Consider the following 18,162-nt stretch of genomic DNA (forward strand, 5'->3'; position numbering starts at 1 on the left):
TTGTCAAGTTTCAATATTTACAAGAACTGTAAGGTTAAATGGTTACTTTTGACGTTATGAGCAAGCCTTTACTTTCGATAAATAATTTAGAAATTTCTTTCAAAAGAGAAGGAGGTTACAACGCGGTTATTAGAAACATCAGTTATGATTTACATGAAAATGAAATTCTGGGAATCGTTGGTGAGTCTGGTTCAGGAAAGTCGGTTTCTTCGTTGGCTATTATGGGCTTGTTACCTGCGCACATTTCTAAGATTTCAAACGGCACTATTGTTTTTCAAGGAAAGAATGTAGCAAATTTAAACGAAAAGGAAGTACAGAACCTCCGTGGAAATGAAATCGCGATGATTTTTCAGGAACCTATGAGTTCATTGAACCCATCGCTGAAATGTGGTTTCCAGGTTCAGGAAATTCTACTGCAACATACTAAATTATCTAGCTCAGATACAAAGGCAGAAACACTTTCTTTATTTGAAAAAGTAAAACTGCCGGATCCTCAAATACTATTCGAAAAGTATCCCCATGAAATTTCTGGCGGACAAAAACAACGGGTCATGATTGCCATGGCAATTGCCTGTAAACCACAATTATTAATTGCTGATGAACCTACAACGGCACTTGATGTTACGGTTCAAAAAGAAATTATTCAATTGTTGAAAGACATTCAGCAGGAAACGGGAATGAGTATCATTTTTATATCTCATGATTTGTCTCTTGTTTCGGAGATTGCGCATCGTGTTTTAGTTATGTACCAAGGAGAAATTGTAGAACAAGGGGAAGTCAAACAAATTTTTAAAAATCCGAAACACAATTATACTAAAGCTTTGATCGCTTCAAGACCTTCATTAGAGGTTCGCTTGAAACGGTTGCCAACGATCCAAGACTTTTTAAATGATAACATAAATTCAGAAATTGTGACTCCAAAAAACCGAGCTCAATTCCATGAAAAATTGTATAATCAGCAACCCATCTTAGAAGTTATTAATGTTGAAAAAGAGTACTTCTCTACAGCTGGTTTCTTTGGGAAAAAATCTGGTTTTAAGGCTGTAAATAATGTTAGTTTCAAATTGTACGAAGGCGAGACCTTAGGTTTAGTGGGAGAGAGCGGTTGCGGAAAGTCGACACTTGGGAATGCTATCTTACAATTGGACAAAGCCACAGCTGGTCAGATTTTATATCGCGGACAAGACATCGCAAAATTAGGTGGCGCAGAGATAAAAAAATTGAGAAAAGAAATACAGATTATTTTTCAAGATCCGTACTCTTCACTGAATCCAAGAATACCTGTTGGGAAAGCCATTATGGAGCCAATGCAGGTTCATGGGTTGCATAAAAATGATAAAGAAAGGAAGGCCAAAACGATCGAAATTTTGGAAAGGGTGGGGCTGGGAGGCGATTTTTTCAATCGTTATCCGCATGAGTTTTCAGGAGGACAAAGACAGAGAATAGGAATAGCACGAACCATTGCGTTACAGCCTAAATTAATCGTTTGTGACGAGTCAGTTTCGGCCTTGGACATATCTGTTCAAGCGCAGGTTTTAAACCTGTTAAATGAGTTAAAAGAGAATTTTGGTTTTACCTATATCTTCATTTCGCATGATTTGGCCGTTGTAAAATACATGAGTGACCAGGTTTTGGTTATGAATAAAGGAAAAATTGAGGAAATAGCTGATGCAGATGAATTGTATGCCAATCCTCAAAACGAGTATACTAAAAAATTGATAGACGCAATACCGAAGGGGGGAAGTTAATGAATACTTTTAAAAGTGAGTTTTGTCGTTTGACTACCCTGTGGGAGTTTAAAAAAAATATTGTTGAGAAATCAGAATAAAAGACTCAAAGAAATGTAGTGGACGCATACAAATGTTATAAGTTCATTTTGAGTCATAAGAAGACTTCTAGTTATATTTATGAGGGTATCAGCCGAAATGCCTTCCAAACATATTAATTCACTTTTTTGATTTTGGAATTGAACTTGATGGCATTCTTAGGGATAATTTGGGGAAAAGCTTGTCCTGAAATGAACACCTTTTATTTATGACAGATTAGGTCAAAATAAATGCAGCTAGATTAGTGATGCATTTATTTTATAAGGCTATGTTTTCTAAATTCAGTAAATCACCATCTGGCGAATATCCCTGTCAATAATTAACCTAGGTACTGTAGAAGCGATAATATGTTCAACCGAAACTCTAGGTGCCCGTTCGGGCAATTTAAATCCTTTTGGAGTTACTGTCAAAAAAGCTAATTCAGTCCTTTTTCTAGGAAGCTTGTTATTTGTTTTTTTCAAAGCATTGAAAGAATCTATCTTTTAAATTTATTGTTAACTCTTTTAAGTTTTCTAGAGTTATTATTTTTTTACTTTTTGAGTGTGAAGTTGCACATAATCTTTTGCGCATTCAATATATGATCAAATTATGGTAAATCTTAATGTAGTTATTGTCTGTTTTTACAAATAAATATAAATTTTCCTGTCTCGCCTGAGGTAGTCGTTTTTCCTGGACTAGGCATTTAATTCGTACGTAAAATCACGATCAAATAGTTACCTGCTTTCATTACTACAAAAGATAAGGAGAATGATTGCTTAGAGAATTTGTAGAAACAATAAAGTATTTAAAACAGGATGTCCAAAACCTAAGCTTTTACCCCTTAAAAGAGGGGGGCGTACATTCAAAAACTAATAAATAATTTATAGACATCCTCTTAAAAAATGCTGTTTGCAAAAAGCAAATACAAAGTGTAATAAATCATAATTTTTTCTTATAATCCTTGTTAAAACAAGGCTTTATAATTAAATTTGATTTTATGAAAAACGACGTAATTAAACTAATTTTCATGTTCTTGATATCCACTTTTTCATTACTTTGGATAAGTTATAAGTTAACTGTTTTCTTTGAAAATGAAACATACAGTTATTTTGAAGTTAGCGAAATAAACGAAGTTGAAGCTAAGGTAAAAACTCTATTCATAGACCAAATTGAACTTTTTGATTTGGATTCTTTTTCTTTATTTGATTCACAAAAAATCAATTCATTTTATTCTTTTAATGTTAGGGAATTTACTTTTAAAAATCTTACCCCTCCTCCAGAGCTAGTATAATGACTTTACTCCTATGCTTTGTTATGAAAGCAATATTAAATTAATTATAAAATCAACTGCAATTTTTACTGTAGTCACAAAAACTTAAATACAAATGAAAAATATAATAGCCGTAATAGCAGTGTTATTTGCTGTACCACTATTTGCTCAAACACACGACATCATTAAACACAATGGTGAAAAAGTAGAAGTTAACTATATAAAAATGGATAATAACATAGTTTATTATGCACTCCCAAATAGTATGGAGCAACATAAAATAAGCCGTTATGCCGTAGCGCAATTAAATGAAAAAGCCAATAATAATTCTAAAACTGTTTCTGAAAAGATAATCTTAGCAGATAATTTTGATTACAAAAAAGTGATTGTATTAAAAGAATCAGAGACAATTGGTTTAACAAAATCTGAAAATTTGAAAGGACATCATTCAATTGCCAAAGGTGAAACAAGATGGTCCTTAGCCCAAATAGGTGAAAAACAATTAAAACAAAATGCAGCCAAAAAAGGATATCAATTTATTGTTATAACTTCTAATAAAAAAGATAATCTTACCGCTATTGCTTATGTTTATTAAGTTTAAACTTAAATTCTATTAGGAGGCCATCCACAAAAAAGAGGACCTCCTTTTTAGATATTAATTAGTAATCTACTCAGAGACAGAAGGATTGCTCTTAAGTTGTAATATTTTTTCTAATAGAGACGTTAAATCTGCATCTCTGGTATTTCTCCTTCTATAATTAACTCCGCTGCGGTGGAAGCGATAATGTGTTCAACCGAAACTCCGGGGGCTCGTTCGAGTAATTTAAACCCTTCTGGCGTTACTTCTAAAACGGCCAGTTCGGTTACGACTTTTTTTACGCAACCTACTCCGGTTAAAGGCAAACTACATTTCTTAAGAATTTTAGATTCACCCGCTTTATTCACGTGCATCATGGCCACAATTATGTTTTCAGCAGAAGCAACCAAGTCCATTGCGCCACCCATTCCTTTTACCATTTTACCAGGTATCTTCCAGTTGGCGATGTCTCCGTTTTCCGCTACTTCCATTGCGCCTAGAATCGTTAAATCCACATGCTGTCCGCGAATCATTCCAAAACTCAAAGCGGAATCAAAGAAACTTGCACCCGGTAAAGTGGTTATGGTTTGTTTTCCGGCGTTAATAATATCGGCATCTTCTTCTCCTTCAAAAGGGAATGATCCCATGCCAAGAACTCCATTTTCGCTTTGAAATTCTACATCAATTCCTGCGGGAATATAATTAGCTACAAGTGTTGGAATTCCGATACCTAGATTTACGAAATAACCGTCCTTGAGTTCTTGTGCAATTCTTTGTGCGATTCCTATTTTGTCTAATGCCATAATTAGTCTCTTTGTCTTACTGTGCGTTGTTCGATTCTTTTCTCATATAATTCTCCCTGAAAAATACGTTGCACGAAGATTCCGGGAATATGAACTTGATTGGGATCGAGTGACCCAGCTTCCACTAATTCTTCTACTTCGGCAACAGTTATTTTGGCTGCGCCAGCCATACAGGGGTTAAAATTTCGAGCTGTTCCTTTAAATATTAAATTACCGGCCGTATCTCCCTTCCAGGCTTTCACAATGGCAAAGTCGGCATGGAATGCATGCTCCATTACATGCATTTTTCCGCTGAATTCGCGAGCTTCTTTGCCTTCGGCTACTTCGGTTCCGTAGCCAGCAGGTGTATAAAAAGCGGGAATTCCTGCTTGTGCCGAACGACATCTCTCAGCTAATGTCCCTTGTGGAATCAACTCGACATCTAATTCGCCAGAAAGCATCTGGCGTTCAAATTCCGCATTTTCCCCAACGTAGGAAGAAATCATTTTTTTAATTTGTCTTTTGTGTAATAGTAGTCCAAGTCCAAAATCATCGACACCGGCATTGTTTGAAATGCAAGTTAAATCTTTGGTTCCTTTTTTTACTAGCTCAGCAATTGAGTTCTCTGGAATACCACATAGTCCGAAACCACCTAACATAATGGTCATGCCGTTTTCTATACCCTGAAGAGCCTCTTGAACGGTATTTACTTTTTTATTAATCATATAATTTTGTTCTAATGATGTAATTAATAGTATTTATTTAGTCCAGATAGTAGTAGTATACTTTATGGTTGGGTTGCAACCACGGCAGCTATACCGTCTAGCTGGAAATAGCTTCTAAGTATTCTTAAAACTGGAATTCTTCGTTGTTTTGAACAGCAGTAGTGTCTTTGGGAGCCGGAGCAGAATAACAGTCTACTTTTATAGAGAGATTTGCGGGTCTTTCAAACTCGTCTTTAGACACTTTAAGTAGTGGATCTGCATAACAAAGTTTCATGAAGTAGGCCCAAACTGGCAATGCGGCAGTAGCTCCTTGACCGTAAGTGATACTCTTGAACCTAGCTGAGCGGTCTTCATTACCTACCCAGACACCCGTTACAAGGTTTGGAACCATTCCCATGAACCAACCATCAGATTGATTTTGAGTAGTACCTGTTTTACCTGCAATTGGGTTGGTAAATTTATAGGGATATCCCGTAATTCTATTGTATCCATAACCACCACCATCAGTTCTTAACCTGTTTCCAGAGCCACCCTCGGTTACTCCTTCTAGTAATTTAATAATCGCAAATGCGATGTCTTTATTTAAAACATCGTGCGATTCTGGAATTGGTTCATAAATAATCACACCACTTTTATCTTCGATTCTAGTTAAAAATTGGGGCTTGATATAAACGCCTTGATTGGCAAAAGTACCGTATGCCGCAACCATATCTTCAACTGTAATATCTACGGCTCCTAATGCTATCGACGCCTGCGCCGGGATTTCGGACTTCACTCCTAATTTATGCGTTAATTTAACCACCGCCTCAGGGCCGACCTTATCCATTAATTTGGCTGATATTGTATTGATCGAATTAGCCAACGCTTTTTTCAAGGTAACCATTCCTATGTATTTGTTGTTGGAGTTTCGTGGGCTCCAATCTTCTGTTGCATGGTGGCGTCCAGCAGGCATGGTAAACGGAGCATCTATAATTGAATCGCAAGGAGACATGTTCAGTTGCTCTATGGCAGTCGCATAGACAAAAGGTTTGAATGTGGATCCAACCTGTCTGGCACCTTGGCCTACGTGATCATACTGAAAGTATTTGTAATTAATTCCACCTACCCAGGCTTTTATGTTTCCTGTTTGCGGCTCCATCGACATCAAACCTGACTGCAAGAAATGTTTGTAGTAGCGAATGGAATCTATAGGCGTCATGATCGTATCTTTCTCACCTTTCCAAGTAAATACTGTCATTTTTGTTTTTACGTCGAATGATTTTATAATTTCTTCTTCAGTTTTATCAAGGGACTTTAAAACGTTCCATCTGTTTGATGATTTCATTGCTCGCATTAAAATACGGTCTGTTTCTGCAGTGGAAATATTTACAAAAGGAGCATTTTTATTGTTTTTAGCTTGTATGAAAAACTCTTCTTGAAGGTTTGCTAAATGTGCTGAAACAGCCTCTTCTGCATGCAATTGGATTCGAGAGTCAATTGTAGTATATATTTTCAGTCCGTCTCTGTAGATGTCGTAATCTGAACCGTCGGGTTTTTTATTGTCTTCAACCCATTTCTTCATGTAATCTCTTAGGTATTCTCTAAAATAAGTGGCTGTTCCTTCTCGGTGACTTTCCAGTTTGAAATTTAATTCGATGGGTAAGCTTTGAAACTTCAATTTTTGTTCTTCAGTAATCATATTCTCTTTCTTCATTTGAGAAAGCACAACATTCCTACGATTTTTTACTCCTTGGGGATTTCTTATGGGATTATATAAAGTCGAGTTTTTGAACATTCCTACTAAAATGGCAGACTCATCTATTGTTAGATCTTTTGGTTCTTTCGAAAAATATGTTTGAGCTGCTGAGCTCACACCTACCGAAAAGTTCCCAAAATCATATATATTACAATACATGGTTAATATTTCATTTTTAGTGTATTGTCTTTCTAGTCGAATGGCAATAATCCATTCTTTTACTTTTTGTACAATTCTAAAGGGTAGAAACTTTGACCCCTCGCCATGAAATAATTGTTTAGCTAATTGCTGTGTTAAGGTACTTGCCCCTCCACTAGTTCCTAAGCTTGCAATAGCTCTCAAAGTACCTCTTCCGTCAATACCTGAATGCTCATAAAACCGAGCGTCTTCAGTAGCCACCAATGCTTGAACAAGGTTTTTTGGTAAATCTGAATACTTTAATTGAGATCTATTTTTCTGAAAATATTTACCTATCACTACTCCATCAGAAGAGATTACTTCTGTGGCTAAATTTGAGTCTGGATTTTCCAAATCCTCAAATGAAGGCATCGGACCCAAGAGTCCCCAAGACGCAAACAGGAAAAATAGTACGACCGCGCCTATTCCGTAAAAGAAAATTCTCCAAAATGTTTTAGTATAATACTTAAAGTCTTTATCGACCGTATTAACATTTTTATTGTTTTGTTTCGTAGCCATAAATAATATCCTATTCTATTTTTTCTATTCTTAAACCTACATCAGTGATACCTTCTAATAGTTCCACTCCAGGAACTTTACCAGTTTCCCTGACAGCCTGTTTGATGCTAACTTTGTATTTCCCTCTGAACCTCACTTTTTCTTTGTAAAACAATTTACTTTCTTTAATGTCTGTAAATCCTTCACCAAGTATCGTGCCGTCTGGACTAGCCATTTGGTATTCCAGGGTGTCTACCTTTGTGTAGCCATTTGGTTTTTCAATGGATACAATCAAAAAGAGATTGTTGTATTGGTAATTGTTATTGTCTCTTAAATTTATAAATAAATTATAGCGTTTTGTAGAATCTAAAATTGGCAAATCGAAAGTGATAATACTATCTTTATGCCAAGCGCTTCCTACGGTTTTATACTCGTCAAAAACTCTTTTTTTATCGCATGAAGAAAAGGTAATCACAGTCAGAAGAATAAAAAAGCTATTTTTTAGTCTCATTTTTTGTAATAATTATGGGTTTTCTTGCTACCGTTGGTTTCTTTTCGGTCGGTGCTGAAGAGTTGTTATTTGCCGGTTTTTTATTATTTGCAACAATAACATTTTCACCAGCGGGTCTTGGTTTTTTGCTTGGTTTTTTCCTTTTTTTAGGTTGGTCAAAACGGGTTAAGCTTTCCTGCCCCATAGCGTTATTGAAATCTTTTTCTCGTTCAACAATGATTTCAATTGCATAATCCTCCAATGAAGAAACTTTGTTTTTCAGCTTATTTTCAGCAATGATTTCGTTTACTTTTTCAATTTTTAATATATGCCAATTGGCAAAATTATTAGTATAAGCAAACCACATTAAACCTTTAAAAATATCTTGTTTTTGACAAATGGCATCTCCTTTTTCGGTAACTAATTTTGTTTCGAAATCAGGAAACCCTTTCAATGCATCCATATAAGTATCTAACTCATAATTCAAGCAACATTTTAATTTTCCGCATTGTCCTGCTAGTTTTTGTGGATTCAATGAAAGTTGTTGGTAACGTGCTGCTGAAGTATTTACACTTCTAAAATCCGTTAACCAAGTAGAGCAACATAACTCTCGCCCGCAAGAACCGATTCCTCCTAAACGAGCGGCTTCTTGACGGAAACCAACTTGTTTCATTTCCACTCTAGTATTGAACTCTTTGGCAAAATCTTTAATTAAAAGTCTGAAATCGACTCTGTCATTGGCGGTATAATAAAAAGTAGCTTTTGAGCCGTCTCCTTGAAATTCGATATCCGAAATTTTCATTTCCAGTTTTTGAGCAATCGCCAGTTCGCGAGCACGAACTTTCATCGGTTCTTCTTTCTCCCGTGCTACAGACCAAATATCAATATCTTTTTGAGATGCTTTTCTATAGATTTTCGGAACTTCTTTACTATCAGGGCTAACCCCTTTTTTCTTCATCTGGATTTTAACCAATTCCCCGGTCAAAGTAACAATTCCAATATCGTGTCCAGGAGACGCAACAGTAGCGACTATGTCTCCCATACTTAAAGTCAATTTTTCAGTATTGCGGTAAAACTCTTTTCTACCGTTCTTGAATCGAACCTCGACACAGTCAAAAGGAGCCTGACCAGTGGGTAAACTCATGTTAGAAAGCCAATCGAAAACAGTTAATTTATTGCAGCTATCGGTGCCGCAAGTCCCATTATTTTTACAACCCTTTGGTGATCCACCATCAGAAGTTGAACAACTTGTACATGCCATAATTTTATATATAGTGTTGTGATAAACACAACTTATGTTCTTAAAACGATTAAGTTGTAAAGATAGTATTTTTTAAGCGTATGCGACAACCATAGAAAACGCGAATGATTTACGAATAGTTAATAAAAAAAACCTATTTCAACGGTGTGAAATAGGTTTTGGTAAACTAGATAAATAATAAAAATTTAATCTAAAATTTTATATAATTTATCGGATAGTCGAATTCTAAATGGTAATTTAAAGGTGCAAGTGTCTCCGGCTGTAACATTGTCAGCAGTTTTGTCGTTAACTAACATTTCTGTAATTGTTATTTTTTGCTCACCTGTGGTAATCCCTTTTATTAGAACGGTATCTCCAATGTTAAGTTCGTTGTCTTCAATTAAAAACTGGCCAACACTTGGTTTTGGGAAAAAGTGGGTTCCCTTACCGATATACTGTTTTTTTACTTTCACTTCTTTTAAAGCAACCATTTTAGGTCCTTCGGCTACAAATGTTCCATGACTTTCTTTATTGTTTTTGAAAGTCAACACATCCGATTTCCCTTTTTTGAAAATCATATTGCCGTTTTTTATGCCTCTGCGAATCGCTTTTTGTTCCTCTTCCGGTAAATGGATGACGTCGATGCATGTTGTTGAACAACATCCTTCCATAAGCTGTGCGCATTTTTCACATTGGATAAAAAGCAAATGGCAGCCTTCGTTCACACAATTCGTGTGCACATCGCAAGCCGCGCCGCATTGATGGCATTGCGAAACGATATCGTCAGTAATTCTTTCGCCTAAGCGGTGGTCAAACACAAAGTTTTTACCGATGAATTTGCTCTGTAAACCTTTTTCTTTTACCTGACGCGTGTATTCGATGATTCCGCCTTCCAATTGGTACACGTTTTCAAAACCTTTGTGTTTGAAATAAGCGCTTGCTTTTTCGCAACGGATTCCTCCGGTGCAATACATCAATAATTTTTTGTCAGATTTATGGGCTGCGAGTTGGTCTTCAATAATGGGCAATGATTCTCTAAAAGTATCTACATCTGGCTTGATCGCATTGGTAAAATGACCAATTTCGCTCTCGTAGTGGTTGCGCATATCGACCACGATGGTGTTTGGGTCTTCGAGTAATTCGTTGAATTGTTTTGCTTTCAGGTGAATCCCGATGTTTGTTACATCAAAAGTTTCATCGACTAGTCCGTCAGCAACAATTTTGTCACGGACTTTTACGGTTAGTTTCAGGAAGGAGTGATCGTCCTGCTCCACGGCAATATTTAATCGGATTCCTTTCATAAAAGCATATGTTTCAATGCTGTCCTTGAAAGCGTAGAAATTATCAGCAGGAAGGGACAGTTGAGCGTTAATTCCTTCGTTGGCGACATAAATCCGACCAAGAACCTCAAGCGGGTTCCATGCTAGAAATAAATCGTTACGGAATTGTGTTGGATCTGGAATTTGCGCATAAGCATAGAAAGACAAAGTAAGTCTTTGTTTTCCGGCATCATCAATCATGATGGCTCTTTCTTCTGCGCTTAAAGTGTTATACAGTTGCATGCTATAAACGGTTTAAGTGTGAAAAATTATTTTTGCAAAAGTAGAGAAAAGGTTTAAAGGGGCAATGGTTTGATTATGAAAAAATGAATAGCCAAATCTAGGGGAGATTGTTATAGATGGTTAGAAAGAAAGCTGTTGCGGTTTTATAATTTGTCGATTATTTGAATAATGCATTAAATTATATTGCATCGACTGTTTTTTTTAGCTTGTTTAAATCAATTTAAATACGTTTCTTAGAGTAAGAGTTTAAGAACTATAGCGTTAAAGGTATTTCAATTAATTAAAATAAGAGAATTATGAAAAAAAGTGTTTTTGTAGTAGCTGTATTTTTCTGTTCAACTATCATGTTTTCGCAAGAGAATAAAAATGATTTTGATGGTATCAGAAAGAATGGGATTTCTTTTAATTTTCTAGGGACTACTCCAGTAATTGGGATTACTTATGAAAGAGTGTTATCCCAGTATATGAGTTTAGAGCTTGGTATTGGCTCTAACAGTGCTGGTCTAGGAGTAAAAATACTGCCATTTAAGATTAAAGAAAGTACTATGATGTTTACTACGGGATTATCGACGACCTACGCTGATTATAAAGATGGTTGGTTAGCAAATGGTAAAAGAGTGCAGTTATATGTACCAGTTGGCATAAGTTATTATGGAACCAAAGGGTTTAACTTTGGAATTGATGTTGGACCTGGATATAGAATGTACATTAAAGAGTCTAATAACGTTAATGATGACAATGGATTTCTTCCGTGGGCTGGTATTAAAATTGGACAGCGATTTTAATTACAATATTCAGCCCAGTATACAGAATGGAATTGTACGCTAACTGTCTTGATATATACGTACGATAAGAATTTAGTTCTTTAATCACGAACTAAACAAGTGTATTTGTGAGCTGGCTGGGGTCTTTTCTATCGCGGCTAGAAAAGTATTTGTCTGTAATTGTAGTTATCTTAGAAGTAGCTATTTGTTATTGTTAATTGCATTCTCGGTAAGTATTTGCGACACTTCTTTTAACTTTTCTTGTTCGTATAATTTCGGTAAATCTTTCAAAGCGGTTCCGAGGGGCGCTTCATAATTAATATAATTCTGAAAAGTTACGCCGTCAATCACCCTTGTGTTAAAAGCAGTTCTAAAGCGAACTCCGCCATTATTTGTTCGGTAGTTATAGGCGATATAATCAATCTTATGCGTTTGTTTATTTATCCAATAGTGAAATTCATCATCAAAATCTTTTCCTCCACCGTCTTGACCAAAAGTTACTCCCACAACATCGTACTGCTTTTCTTTTATTATAGTTTCTTCAATGAATTTTTTATTTACTGAAGCGTCTTGTAGTTTATACGGAAGAGTAGCAAAATAAATCACAGAATTTAATGCTTCGGAATATTTGCCAACCTCTTCTTTGTTCAAAGGCTGCAAATGGTTGTTTATATATCTTTCAAAGCTATCGTTTATCAGAACGTCTTTAATTAGGGAGTCATTTTTTTGTTCTTCAGATGAGTACTCAAAAGAACTGCCGTTATTCTTAAAACGATACTTTTTTCCTCTAAAGACAAATGAATAATCGGCTTTATTGTAGAAGTCGCCTCCGTGTGCTTCGATAGTTTTACTGACTAAAGAATCTGCTTTTGAGAATTGCTTTTCTGCTACAATTTTGTCGTCTTTTAGCGCTACTCTCGTGCCGCCTTTTTTTTCATTGCATGACATTAATAAAGCCACCAAAATACAAAGAATAATTATAGTTCTTTTCATTTTTTAAAAGTAGCAAACTTATAAGGAACAAAGGTCCCAGATTATTTTTTTTTGAACTTAAATAGCTGTTGTTGATAGCTGTAAAGAAGTAATTGAATTTATGTTAAAAGGCTTGCTTTTAGTGTATATAAAAAGCTGGCTACTGAATTTTTATTGCCAATAAAGTCATAAATAAACAGCCAAGATTTCTCTTAACAAATCACAAAAATGTATCTTTGCCTATCGGGAAGATAGAGTACTAAAAAAAACGCTTTTTATCGAAGCTGATTTTTTTATTAAAGTTTTATTATAAACACAAGAATTCAACAAACTTAATTCAAATGAGTAAAGAAAATTTATTACAAAAAGAGAACAGTATTGTTCACAAAGAAGTGCTAATTGCAAATCAAAGTTATTCAGAAAGCTTTGGCGAAAAAGCTAATCTGGCTATGCCTCCAGCTAGGAAGTTTGCGATTTTGACTTGCATGGATGCTCGATTAGATCCAGCAAAATATGCCGGACTTTCAGAAGGTGACGCGCACGTTATTAGGAATGCAGGAGGAAGAGCGAGTGATGACGCTATTCGTTCTCTTGTTATTTCCTATAAATTATTAGGTACTGCAGAATGGTTTGTCATTCATCATACTGACTGTGGAATGGAGACTTTTACAGATGAGATAATTAGAGATTTGTTAGCTACAAGTCTCTCTACGGCAACAGTTGATTCAAATGGATGGAGAAATATTACTGAGGAAGGTGGGTCTGATGAGGCTAAAAACATTTCATTCCTTACAATAAGCAATCAATCAGCAAGTATTATTGAAGATGTGCGTAGAATAAAAAACCACGCTTTAGTTCCATCACATATTCCAGTTTATGGCTATATTTTTGATGTAAAAAGCGGAAAGCTAATTGAAATACCAGAGGCTACTGTTATTGGTAAAGCTAGTTAGATATTATTTTCAAAAAAATGGAATAAAAAAATAGCCCCGTGATTACGGGGCTATTTTAATTTAAGATGTATTAACAGTGCTCGTTAAAAGCATCTTGTAAGTTTTCAGCAATTATTTCAGCTGGACGACCCTCAATGTGGTGACGTTCTAGCATGTGAACTAATTCTCCATTTTTAAACAAAGCCATACATGGCGATGATGGAGGGAAAGGGAACATATGCTTTCTTGCAGCATCTACAGCATCTTTATCAACTCCGGCGAAAACTGTAATTAAATGGTCTGGTTTTTTTGCACCATCCAAGCTCATTTTTGCTCCCGGACGCGCATTTCTAGCTGCACAACCACAAACTGAATTTACAACTACAAGTGTAGTTCCTTCTTCTTTTATTGCGCTATCTACTGCTTCTGCGCTATGTAAATCTTGAAAACCTGCTACTGTTAGTTCAGCTTGCATGGGTTTTACCATTTCTTCTGGATACATATCTTTATATTTTAAATATTAATTCTTTAATATGCAAAGTTACGAAGTTTACAAAGAACTCCACGAGATGAATTATAAAGTTTTGTTATTGTTTAATAGATGCCTTTTTTTTATCGAATTTAGCATTATAAATACCGTGTTGATCTAATTATCGCCTTGATAAAGGGCATTTTAGGGCATTTTAAAATGACCTGAATGTCTTCGCACAACGAAGTTTCTTCGTCGAGAAACTTAAAGATCAATGATGGAGGCCCTTTTTTAAATATGGACGAAAAGAGACTTGCTCCAAGTTCGTTGTGACGGTCTAATATGTCTAACAGCAACAAGTCATAAATCCAGAATTTGGTCTTTTTATGGAACTTGCTGAGATCGTGTTCAATCTGAAGAAAGGCAATTAATTGTGTTGATTTCTTGTCTGAGTTTTTGAAGGTATAACCCGTACTGGCTTTGGTCCATCCACCAGCAGTGCCTATGTTGAGAACCCGTTTTGTATTTTTTTTCCAAAAAGGATAGCAGCTCATTGGGATGCTCCCTTGTTCTTTTTCCACGATCTCGTATTTGCTTATGCCGAGTTTCTGAATGTATTTCTGAATTTCCTGTTCGTATTCGCTTTTATCTAGAAGTTCGGGAGAGAATAGGGTATACTCTATTAAGGCTTCGGTTTTTGAAGTGGGCAAAACGTACATAAAGCGGGTATTGCCTTTTTGTTCTACCGAAAAATCCATGAAAGTGGCCTGCTCCGGATTGAAAACAGCTTCTTCACTTTTTATAAACCAACCTATAAAATGCTGTTGTAAAACAGGATATTTAGTCTGACATTCTACTTCTGATTTTCTGTAGATGCTGTTAAAAAGACTATCACAGGTATAACTGTCCGTTTCTGTTGCCACATAGACATGAGTTAGAATTTCATTGATATCGAGCACTTTTTGATTAATGAAACGGATGTTGGGTTCATTCAGAACGCGGTCAAATACCTGGTTGTAAAAATCCAATCCCTGAACCATATTATACTGGTAAGGCAATAAATCTAAATCTCTACGAAAATCAGCATTGGCAAAAAGCGCCGAATCCCATTTTTTTGAGATTGATTTTTCCCAAATTGAGTCCTGTTTTTTCCAGAAGCACCAAGTCCTGTCATTTGTTTGTTTTATATTCTCATCAAGAAGCAGAATCGTCTTGTCCTTAAACTTACCAGATAACGCCATTTTATAAACCGTCATCAAAGCAGACAAACCTGCACCCGTGAAAATATAATTGTAGTGTTTCATGTTAATTTAAGGAATTCTCCTCAAAAATAGGGATTTATTTCTTTTTTTCAAGAATGCTTAGGACCGACTTTGCATTTAGGTAGGTGTGTTTTTGAAGTAAAATTGAATAATCAGGATCTAAAACGGTTAATGTGGGATAAACTATCTGGTTGTCAATTGTAGCTAATGCGGTTGCCAACTCGTGAATTCCTGTAGTTGTTCCCGTGGGTTTGAAGCGGAAAGTATGGTTGTTGAAAGTGATATCTTTTTTTGTTTCAGCATCGAAAGAAATGAAATAAAAATTATCGTTCAGTTCTTTAATGACAGCAGGGTTTTTAAAAGTGGAGTTCTCCATCATTTTACAGTACTTGCACCATGAAGTATGAATAAACACTACGATTGGTTTTGGTTTTTCTTTCGATAATTGTTCTACTTGTTCAAAGGAGTGCGTTTTCAATTGGGCAGAACTCGACGAGGTTGCCATAATCAGAAACAAAAGGATAAGTACTGTTTGTTGCATTTTTAGTATGTTGATTAAACTTAAGTAACTTATATATTTTTTAAAAAATTATTTCAACGTATATCTTAAACCAAAAAAGCTGCGAATTCTTTGATTAGGCCCATAAACGTAGCTAGGATCAAAAGTTAATGCATATGGGTTATTTGGAGTTGCTTGTACATTGCCATTAGTGTCATATTGTACATTTTTGTCAAAAGGGTCATTTGCTCTTGCTATTATAAACGGATTTCCTTCGTTAGGCGTCCAGTTCAAAATATTTTTTACACCGGCGTAGAGCTCTAAATTTTTAAATTTATTGAAAGTGAACTGGATATTTTGAATACTCCATGTTGCAGAATACCCCTTTCTGGGATCTAAATCTCCCAAAAGTGGCAAACGCATCGGTCCATATAAATTGCCTGTATAGTCAATATCAAGGAATAGCTTGTTGATGCGATATGAAACTGCCCAAGTGGCCGATATTTTTTCGGTAAGAATTTGTTGTGTGGTGGTATTGTTTTCCGTTTTTGAAACATCCATGTAGGTAGCGCCAAGAATCATTTTTACTCCATTGTTAAAAACCATGTCCATATTAGTGCTTATCCCTTTTGTAATGGCATATCCATTTAGGTTTTTATAAATAATCTGATTAGGATTAGTTTCATAATCTGGAATTATAGAATTACTGAAACGGGTATACCAGGCGGTAGTTTCTAGCCCGATGAAGTTGCCATTATTGGTGTATATTTTCTTCAGGTAATTCAGGTTGGCATTAAAAGAACGTTCTGGTTTAAGTTCTTCCATTACAATTAACTCTCTTGAGCCAGTTAATGCCGCATGTTCTTCTGTAAAAAGATTAACTATTCTAAAGCCTGTTCCAGTATTGAAACGCAAGATATTTGTTTCATTAATTTGCCATTTATAGGCTAATCTTGGAGTGAAAATGGAGCCGTTATTATTATTGTAGTCATAGCGAGCGCCCAAAAGAATTTTATGTTTCTTATTAAATTTAAATTCGTCTTGAACAAACAGGCTGGGGATCCAGTTAATGTCCTCCTTTACAGTGGCAGGGGTATTGTCATTATAATAATTGTAACGCAATGCTGTTCCGAAAAGCAAATCGTGTTTATTTATTTTTTTGTCCCAAGTCAATTGACCAAAACCAATGCGTTGTTTTGCCATATAAGGCATTTCGCCATAAACCGAATTTTGGTCGTGATCGGTATAAGAAAACGAGAACAGCATTTTTTCGGCGAACGGTAATTCATAAGCTCCCAGTAACTCCCAACGTTTGGTATAGATACTTTCACCGTATACCTCAGTTCCACCTCTGTATTTTTTCTCCCATTGCATTTCACCACCCCAACGGTCTTCGTAAAATAAACGTCCTGCCACCGAAAACAGTTTGTTTCTCTTGCGGTTGATATTCCATTTCTGAAAAATAGAAATTCGGTCTTGCAGCGTAAGGTCTGTAAAGTTGTCGTTATTGTTGTCAATGGGGTTGTCGTAATTAAAGTAGTTTATGCCTGTTAACACAGATGCTGTTTTGCCAATATTCGCTTTGATACCTACATCTACATTTAATTCGCCATAATCCGTAGTAAAGGTATCTGCCGAAAAAAGGGAAGCGTTTTTAGGGTTTTTAGTGATAATATTAATTAAACCGCCTACCGCTTCACTTCCATATAAAGAGGAAGCGGGGCCCTTAACGATCTCTATTCTTTCCAAGAGCGAACTTGGTATTCCAGATAGTCCATAAACGGTGGAGAGTCCGCTGACGATAGGCATGCCGTCAATTAGAACCAAAGTGTAAGGCCCTTCCAGACCATTGATATGAATGTCTCCCGTGTTGCAAACATTACAATTTAATTGCGGACGTACCCCATTTACGTTCTGTAAAGCTTCAAAAATATTAGCGGTTGGGTTTTTCTTAAAAAAAACAGGCTTGTACACTTCTACGGGAACTGGGCTTTCCAAACGGCTAACGGGCTTCATGGTTCCGGTTATTACGACTTCATCTAGGGAGTTATTTTCTTTTAAATTAAAATCAACTATTACTTCAGTACTATCTGCAATGCTAATATTTCTACTCTCAGATGTAAATCCGGTGTAGGACACTGCAATTTCGTGACTACCAGGAGCCAAGTTCTTAAATGAATAAAGTCCATCTGCGTTCGTGATTGTTGTTTTATTAGTTTTTTTCAGGCTTACATTGACATGCTGCAGTGGCATTCCATCCGCAGTGACAGTTCCTTTTATGGTGGACTGAGCAAAGAAAAAGCTCGGAAATAAAGTACAAAAAAAGATAATTAGATTTTTCACAAATAAATTTTAGGGTGTGTTAATATAATATTTAGACAAAGCTAAAAATATTATTTCATA

General features: G+C 35.8%; 16 protein-coding genes. 5 read left to right on the forward strand and 11 right to left on the reverse strand.

What is annotated here, in order from left to right; translation table 11 throughout:
* Positions 1-56: 56 nt before the first annotated feature.
* The 3 genes from ACEN2H_RS02325 to ACEN2H_RS02335 all read left to right on the forward strand — a co-directional run bounded on the left by ACEN2H_RS02325 (position 57) and on the right by ACEN2H_RS02335 (position 3,670).
* On the forward strand, positions 57-1,748 hold the full coding sequence (locus ACEN2H_RS02325; protein ID WP_441730009.1) for an ABC transporter ATP-binding protein: 1,692 nt from the start codon (positions 57-59) through the stop codon (positions 1,746-1,748).
* Positions 1,749-2,802: 1,054 nt separating this feature from the next.
* Entirely contained in the window at positions 2,803-3,096 is a 294-nt protein-coding gene (locus ACEN2H_RS02330) for a hypothetical protein (RefSeq protein ID WP_441730011.1), read from the forward strand.
* Between the two features lie 94 nt (positions 3,097-3,190).
* On the forward strand, positions 3,191-3,670 hold the full coding sequence (locus ACEN2H_RS02335; RefSeq protein WP_441730013.1) for a hypothetical protein: 480 nt from the start codon (positions 3,191-3,193) through the stop codon (positions 3,668-3,670).
* Positions 3,671-3,798: 128 nt separating this feature from the next.
* On the opposite strand, the gene ACEN2H_RS02340 is transcribed toward ACEN2H_RS02335, so the two are convergent.
* The 6 genes from ACEN2H_RS02340 to trhO all read right to left on the reverse strand — a co-directional run bounded on the left by ACEN2H_RS02340 (position 3,799) and on the right by trhO (position 10,861).
* Positions 3,799-4,455, reverse strand: coding sequence for a CoA transferase subunit B (locus ACEN2H_RS02340; RefSeq protein ID WP_441730015.1), 657 nt, complete (start codon positions 4,453-4,455; stop codon positions 3,799-3,801).
* 2 nt (positions 4,456-4,457) lie between these two features.
* On the reverse strand, positions 4,458-5,159 hold the full coding sequence (locus ACEN2H_RS02345; protein WP_441730017.1) for a CoA transferase subunit A: 702 nt from the start codon (positions 5,157-5,159) through the stop codon (positions 4,458-4,460).
* A gap of 124 nt (positions 5,160-5,283) precedes the next feature.
* Positions 5,284-7,590: a penicillin-binding protein 1A gene (locus ACEN2H_RS02350; protein ID WP_441730019.1), complete on the reverse strand. Its 2,307-nt coding sequence runs from the start codon at positions 7,588-7,590 to the stop codon at positions 5,284-5,286.
* Positions 7,591-7,600: 10 nt separating this feature from the next.
* Entirely contained in the window at positions 7,601-8,080 is a 480-nt protein-coding gene (locus tag ACEN2H_RS02355) for a gliding motility lipoprotein GldH (RefSeq protein WP_441730021.1), read from the reverse strand.
* Complete coding sequence (locus ACEN2H_RS02360) at positions 8,064-9,320, reverse strand: PSP1 domain-containing protein (protein ID WP_441730022.1); 1,257 nt, start codon at positions 9,318-9,320, stop codon at positions 8,064-8,066. Before ACEN2H_RS02360 ends, ACEN2H_RS02355 begins: the two co-directional genes overlap by 17 nt.
* A 185-nt stretch (positions 9,321-9,505) precedes the next feature.
* Positions 9,506-10,861, reverse strand: coding sequence for an oxygen-dependent tRNA uridine(34) hydroxylase TrhO (gene trhO, locus ACEN2H_RS02365; protein ID WP_441730024.1), 1,356 nt, complete (start codon positions 10,859-10,861; stop codon positions 9,506-9,508).
* 296 nt (positions 10,862-11,157) lie between these two features.
* Here trhO and ACEN2H_RS02370 point away from each other — a divergent pair, with 296 nt between their 5' ends.
* On the forward strand, positions 11,158-11,646 hold the full coding sequence (locus ACEN2H_RS02370; protein WP_441730026.1) for a hypothetical protein: 489 nt from the start codon (positions 11,158-11,160) through the stop codon (positions 11,644-11,646).
* A 180-nt stretch (positions 11,647-11,826) separates the two neighbouring features.
* On the opposite strand, the gene ACEN2H_RS02375 is transcribed toward ACEN2H_RS02370, so the two are convergent.
* On the reverse strand, positions 11,827-12,618 hold the full coding sequence (locus ACEN2H_RS02375) for a DUF6503 family protein (protein ID WP_441730028.1): 792 nt from the start codon (positions 12,616-12,618) through the stop codon (positions 11,827-11,829).
* Positions 12,619-12,938: 320 nt separating this feature from the next.
* On the opposite strand from ACEN2H_RS02375, the gene ACEN2H_RS02380 reads away from it, so the two are divergent.
* Positions 12,939-13,550 carry a beta-class carbonic anhydrase gene (locus ACEN2H_RS02380; protein WP_441730030.1) on the forward strand — a complete coding sequence of 204 codons (612 nt, stop codon included), beginning with the start codon at positions 12,939-12,941 and terminating at the stop codon, positions 13,548-13,550.
* Positions 13,551-13,620: 70 nt separating this feature from the next.
* Here the strand turns inward: ACEN2H_RS02380 and ACEN2H_RS02385 are convergent, their stop codons facing one another.
* The 4 genes from ACEN2H_RS02385 to ACEN2H_RS02400 all read right to left on the reverse strand — a co-directional run bounded on the left by ACEN2H_RS02385 (position 13,621) and on the right by ACEN2H_RS02400 (position 18,102).
* Positions 13,621-14,031 carry a BrxA/BrxB family bacilliredoxin gene (locus tag ACEN2H_RS02385; RefSeq protein ID WP_441730032.1) on the reverse strand — a complete coding sequence of 137 codons (411 nt, stop codon included), beginning with the start codon at positions 14,029-14,031 and terminating at the stop codon, positions 13,621-13,623.
* Between the two features lie 125 nt (positions 14,032-14,156).
* A complete protein-coding gene (locus ACEN2H_RS02390) occupies positions 14,157-15,302 on the reverse strand; it encodes a lycopene cyclase family protein (RefSeq protein WP_441730034.1) in 1,146 nt (381 codons plus the stop codon).
* A 34-nt stretch (positions 15,303-15,336) separates the two neighbouring features.
* On the reverse strand, positions 15,337-15,801 hold the full coding sequence (locus ACEN2H_RS02395) for a thioredoxin family protein (RefSeq protein ID WP_441730036.1): 465 nt from the start codon (positions 15,799-15,801) through the stop codon (positions 15,337-15,339).
* 48 nt (positions 15,802-15,849) lie between these two features.
* Positions 15,850-18,102 carry a TonB-dependent receptor gene (locus tag ACEN2H_RS02400; RefSeq protein ID WP_441730038.1) on the reverse strand — a complete coding sequence of 751 codons (2,253 nt, stop codon included), beginning with the start codon at positions 18,100-18,102 and terminating at the stop codon, positions 15,850-15,852.
* Between the last annotated feature and the right edge of the window lie 60 nt (positions 18,103-18,162).

The organism is Flavobacterium sp. W22_SRS_FP1, assembly GCF_052113685.1.
In the GTDB taxonomy this organism is placed as follows: domain Bacteria; phylum Bacteroidota; class Bacteroidia; order Flavobacteriales; family Flavobacteriaceae; genus Flavobacterium.

Bases quoted from the DNA above. Each gene is read 5' to 3' on its own strand.
- ACEN2H_RS02395 (WP_441730036.1), bottom strand. From the start codon at position 15,801: ATGCAACAAACAGTACTTATCCTTTTGTTTCTGATTATGGCAACCTCG.
- ACEN2H_RS02390 (WP_441730034.1), bottom strand. From the start codon at position 15,302: ATGAAACACTACAATTATATTTTCACGGGTGCAGGTTTGTCTGCTTTG.
- ACEN2H_RS02370 (WP_441730026.1), top strand. From the start codon at position 11,158: ATGAAAAAAAGTGTTTTTGTAGTAGCTGTATTTTTCTGTTCAACTATC.
- ACEN2H_RS02355 (WP_441730021.1), bottom strand. From the start codon at position 8,080: ATGAGACTAAAAAATAGCTTTTTTATTCTTCTGACTGTGATTACCTTT.
- trhO (WP_441730024.1), bottom strand. From the start codon at position 10,861: ATGCAACTGTATAACACTTTAAGCGCAGAAGAAAGAGCCATCATGATT.
- ACEN2H_RS02335 (WP_441730013.1), top strand. From the start codon at position 3,191: ATGAAAAATATAATAGCCGTAATAGCAGTGTTATTTGCTGTACCACTA.
- ACEN2H_RS02330 (WP_441730011.1), top strand. From the start codon at position 2,803: ATGAAAAACGACGTAATTAAACTAATTTTCATGTTCTTGATATCCACT.
- ACEN2H_RS02385 (WP_441730032.1), bottom strand. From the start codon at position 14,031: ATGTATCCAGAAGAAATGGTAAAACCCATGCAAGCTGAACTAACAGTA.
- ACEN2H_RS02380 (WP_441730030.1), top strand. From the start codon at position 12,939: ATGAGTAAAGAAAATTTATTACAAAAAGAGAACAGTATTGTTCACAAA.
- ACEN2H_RS02325 (WP_441730009.1), top strand. From the start codon at position 57: ATGAGCAAGCCTTTACTTTCGATAAATAATTTAGAAATTTCTTTCAAA.
- ACEN2H_RS02375 (WP_441730028.1), bottom strand. From the start codon at position 12,618: ATGAAAAGAACTATAATTATTCTTTGTATTTTGGTGGCTTTATTAATG.
- ACEN2H_RS02360 (WP_441730022.1), bottom strand. From the start codon at position 9,320: ATGGCATGTACAAGTTGTTCAACTTCTGATGGTGGATCACCAAAGGGT.
- ACEN2H_RS02340 (WP_441730015.1), bottom strand. From the start codon at position 4,455: ATGGCATTAGACAAAATAGGAATCGCACAAAGAATTGCACAAGAACTC.
- ACEN2H_RS02345 (WP_441730017.1), bottom strand. From the start codon at position 5,159: ATGATTAATAAAAAAGTAAATACCGTTCAAGAGGCTCTTCAGGGTATA.
- ACEN2H_RS02350 (WP_441730019.1), bottom strand. From the start codon at position 7,590: ATGGCTACGAAACAAAACAATAAAAATGTTAATACGGTCGATAAAGAC.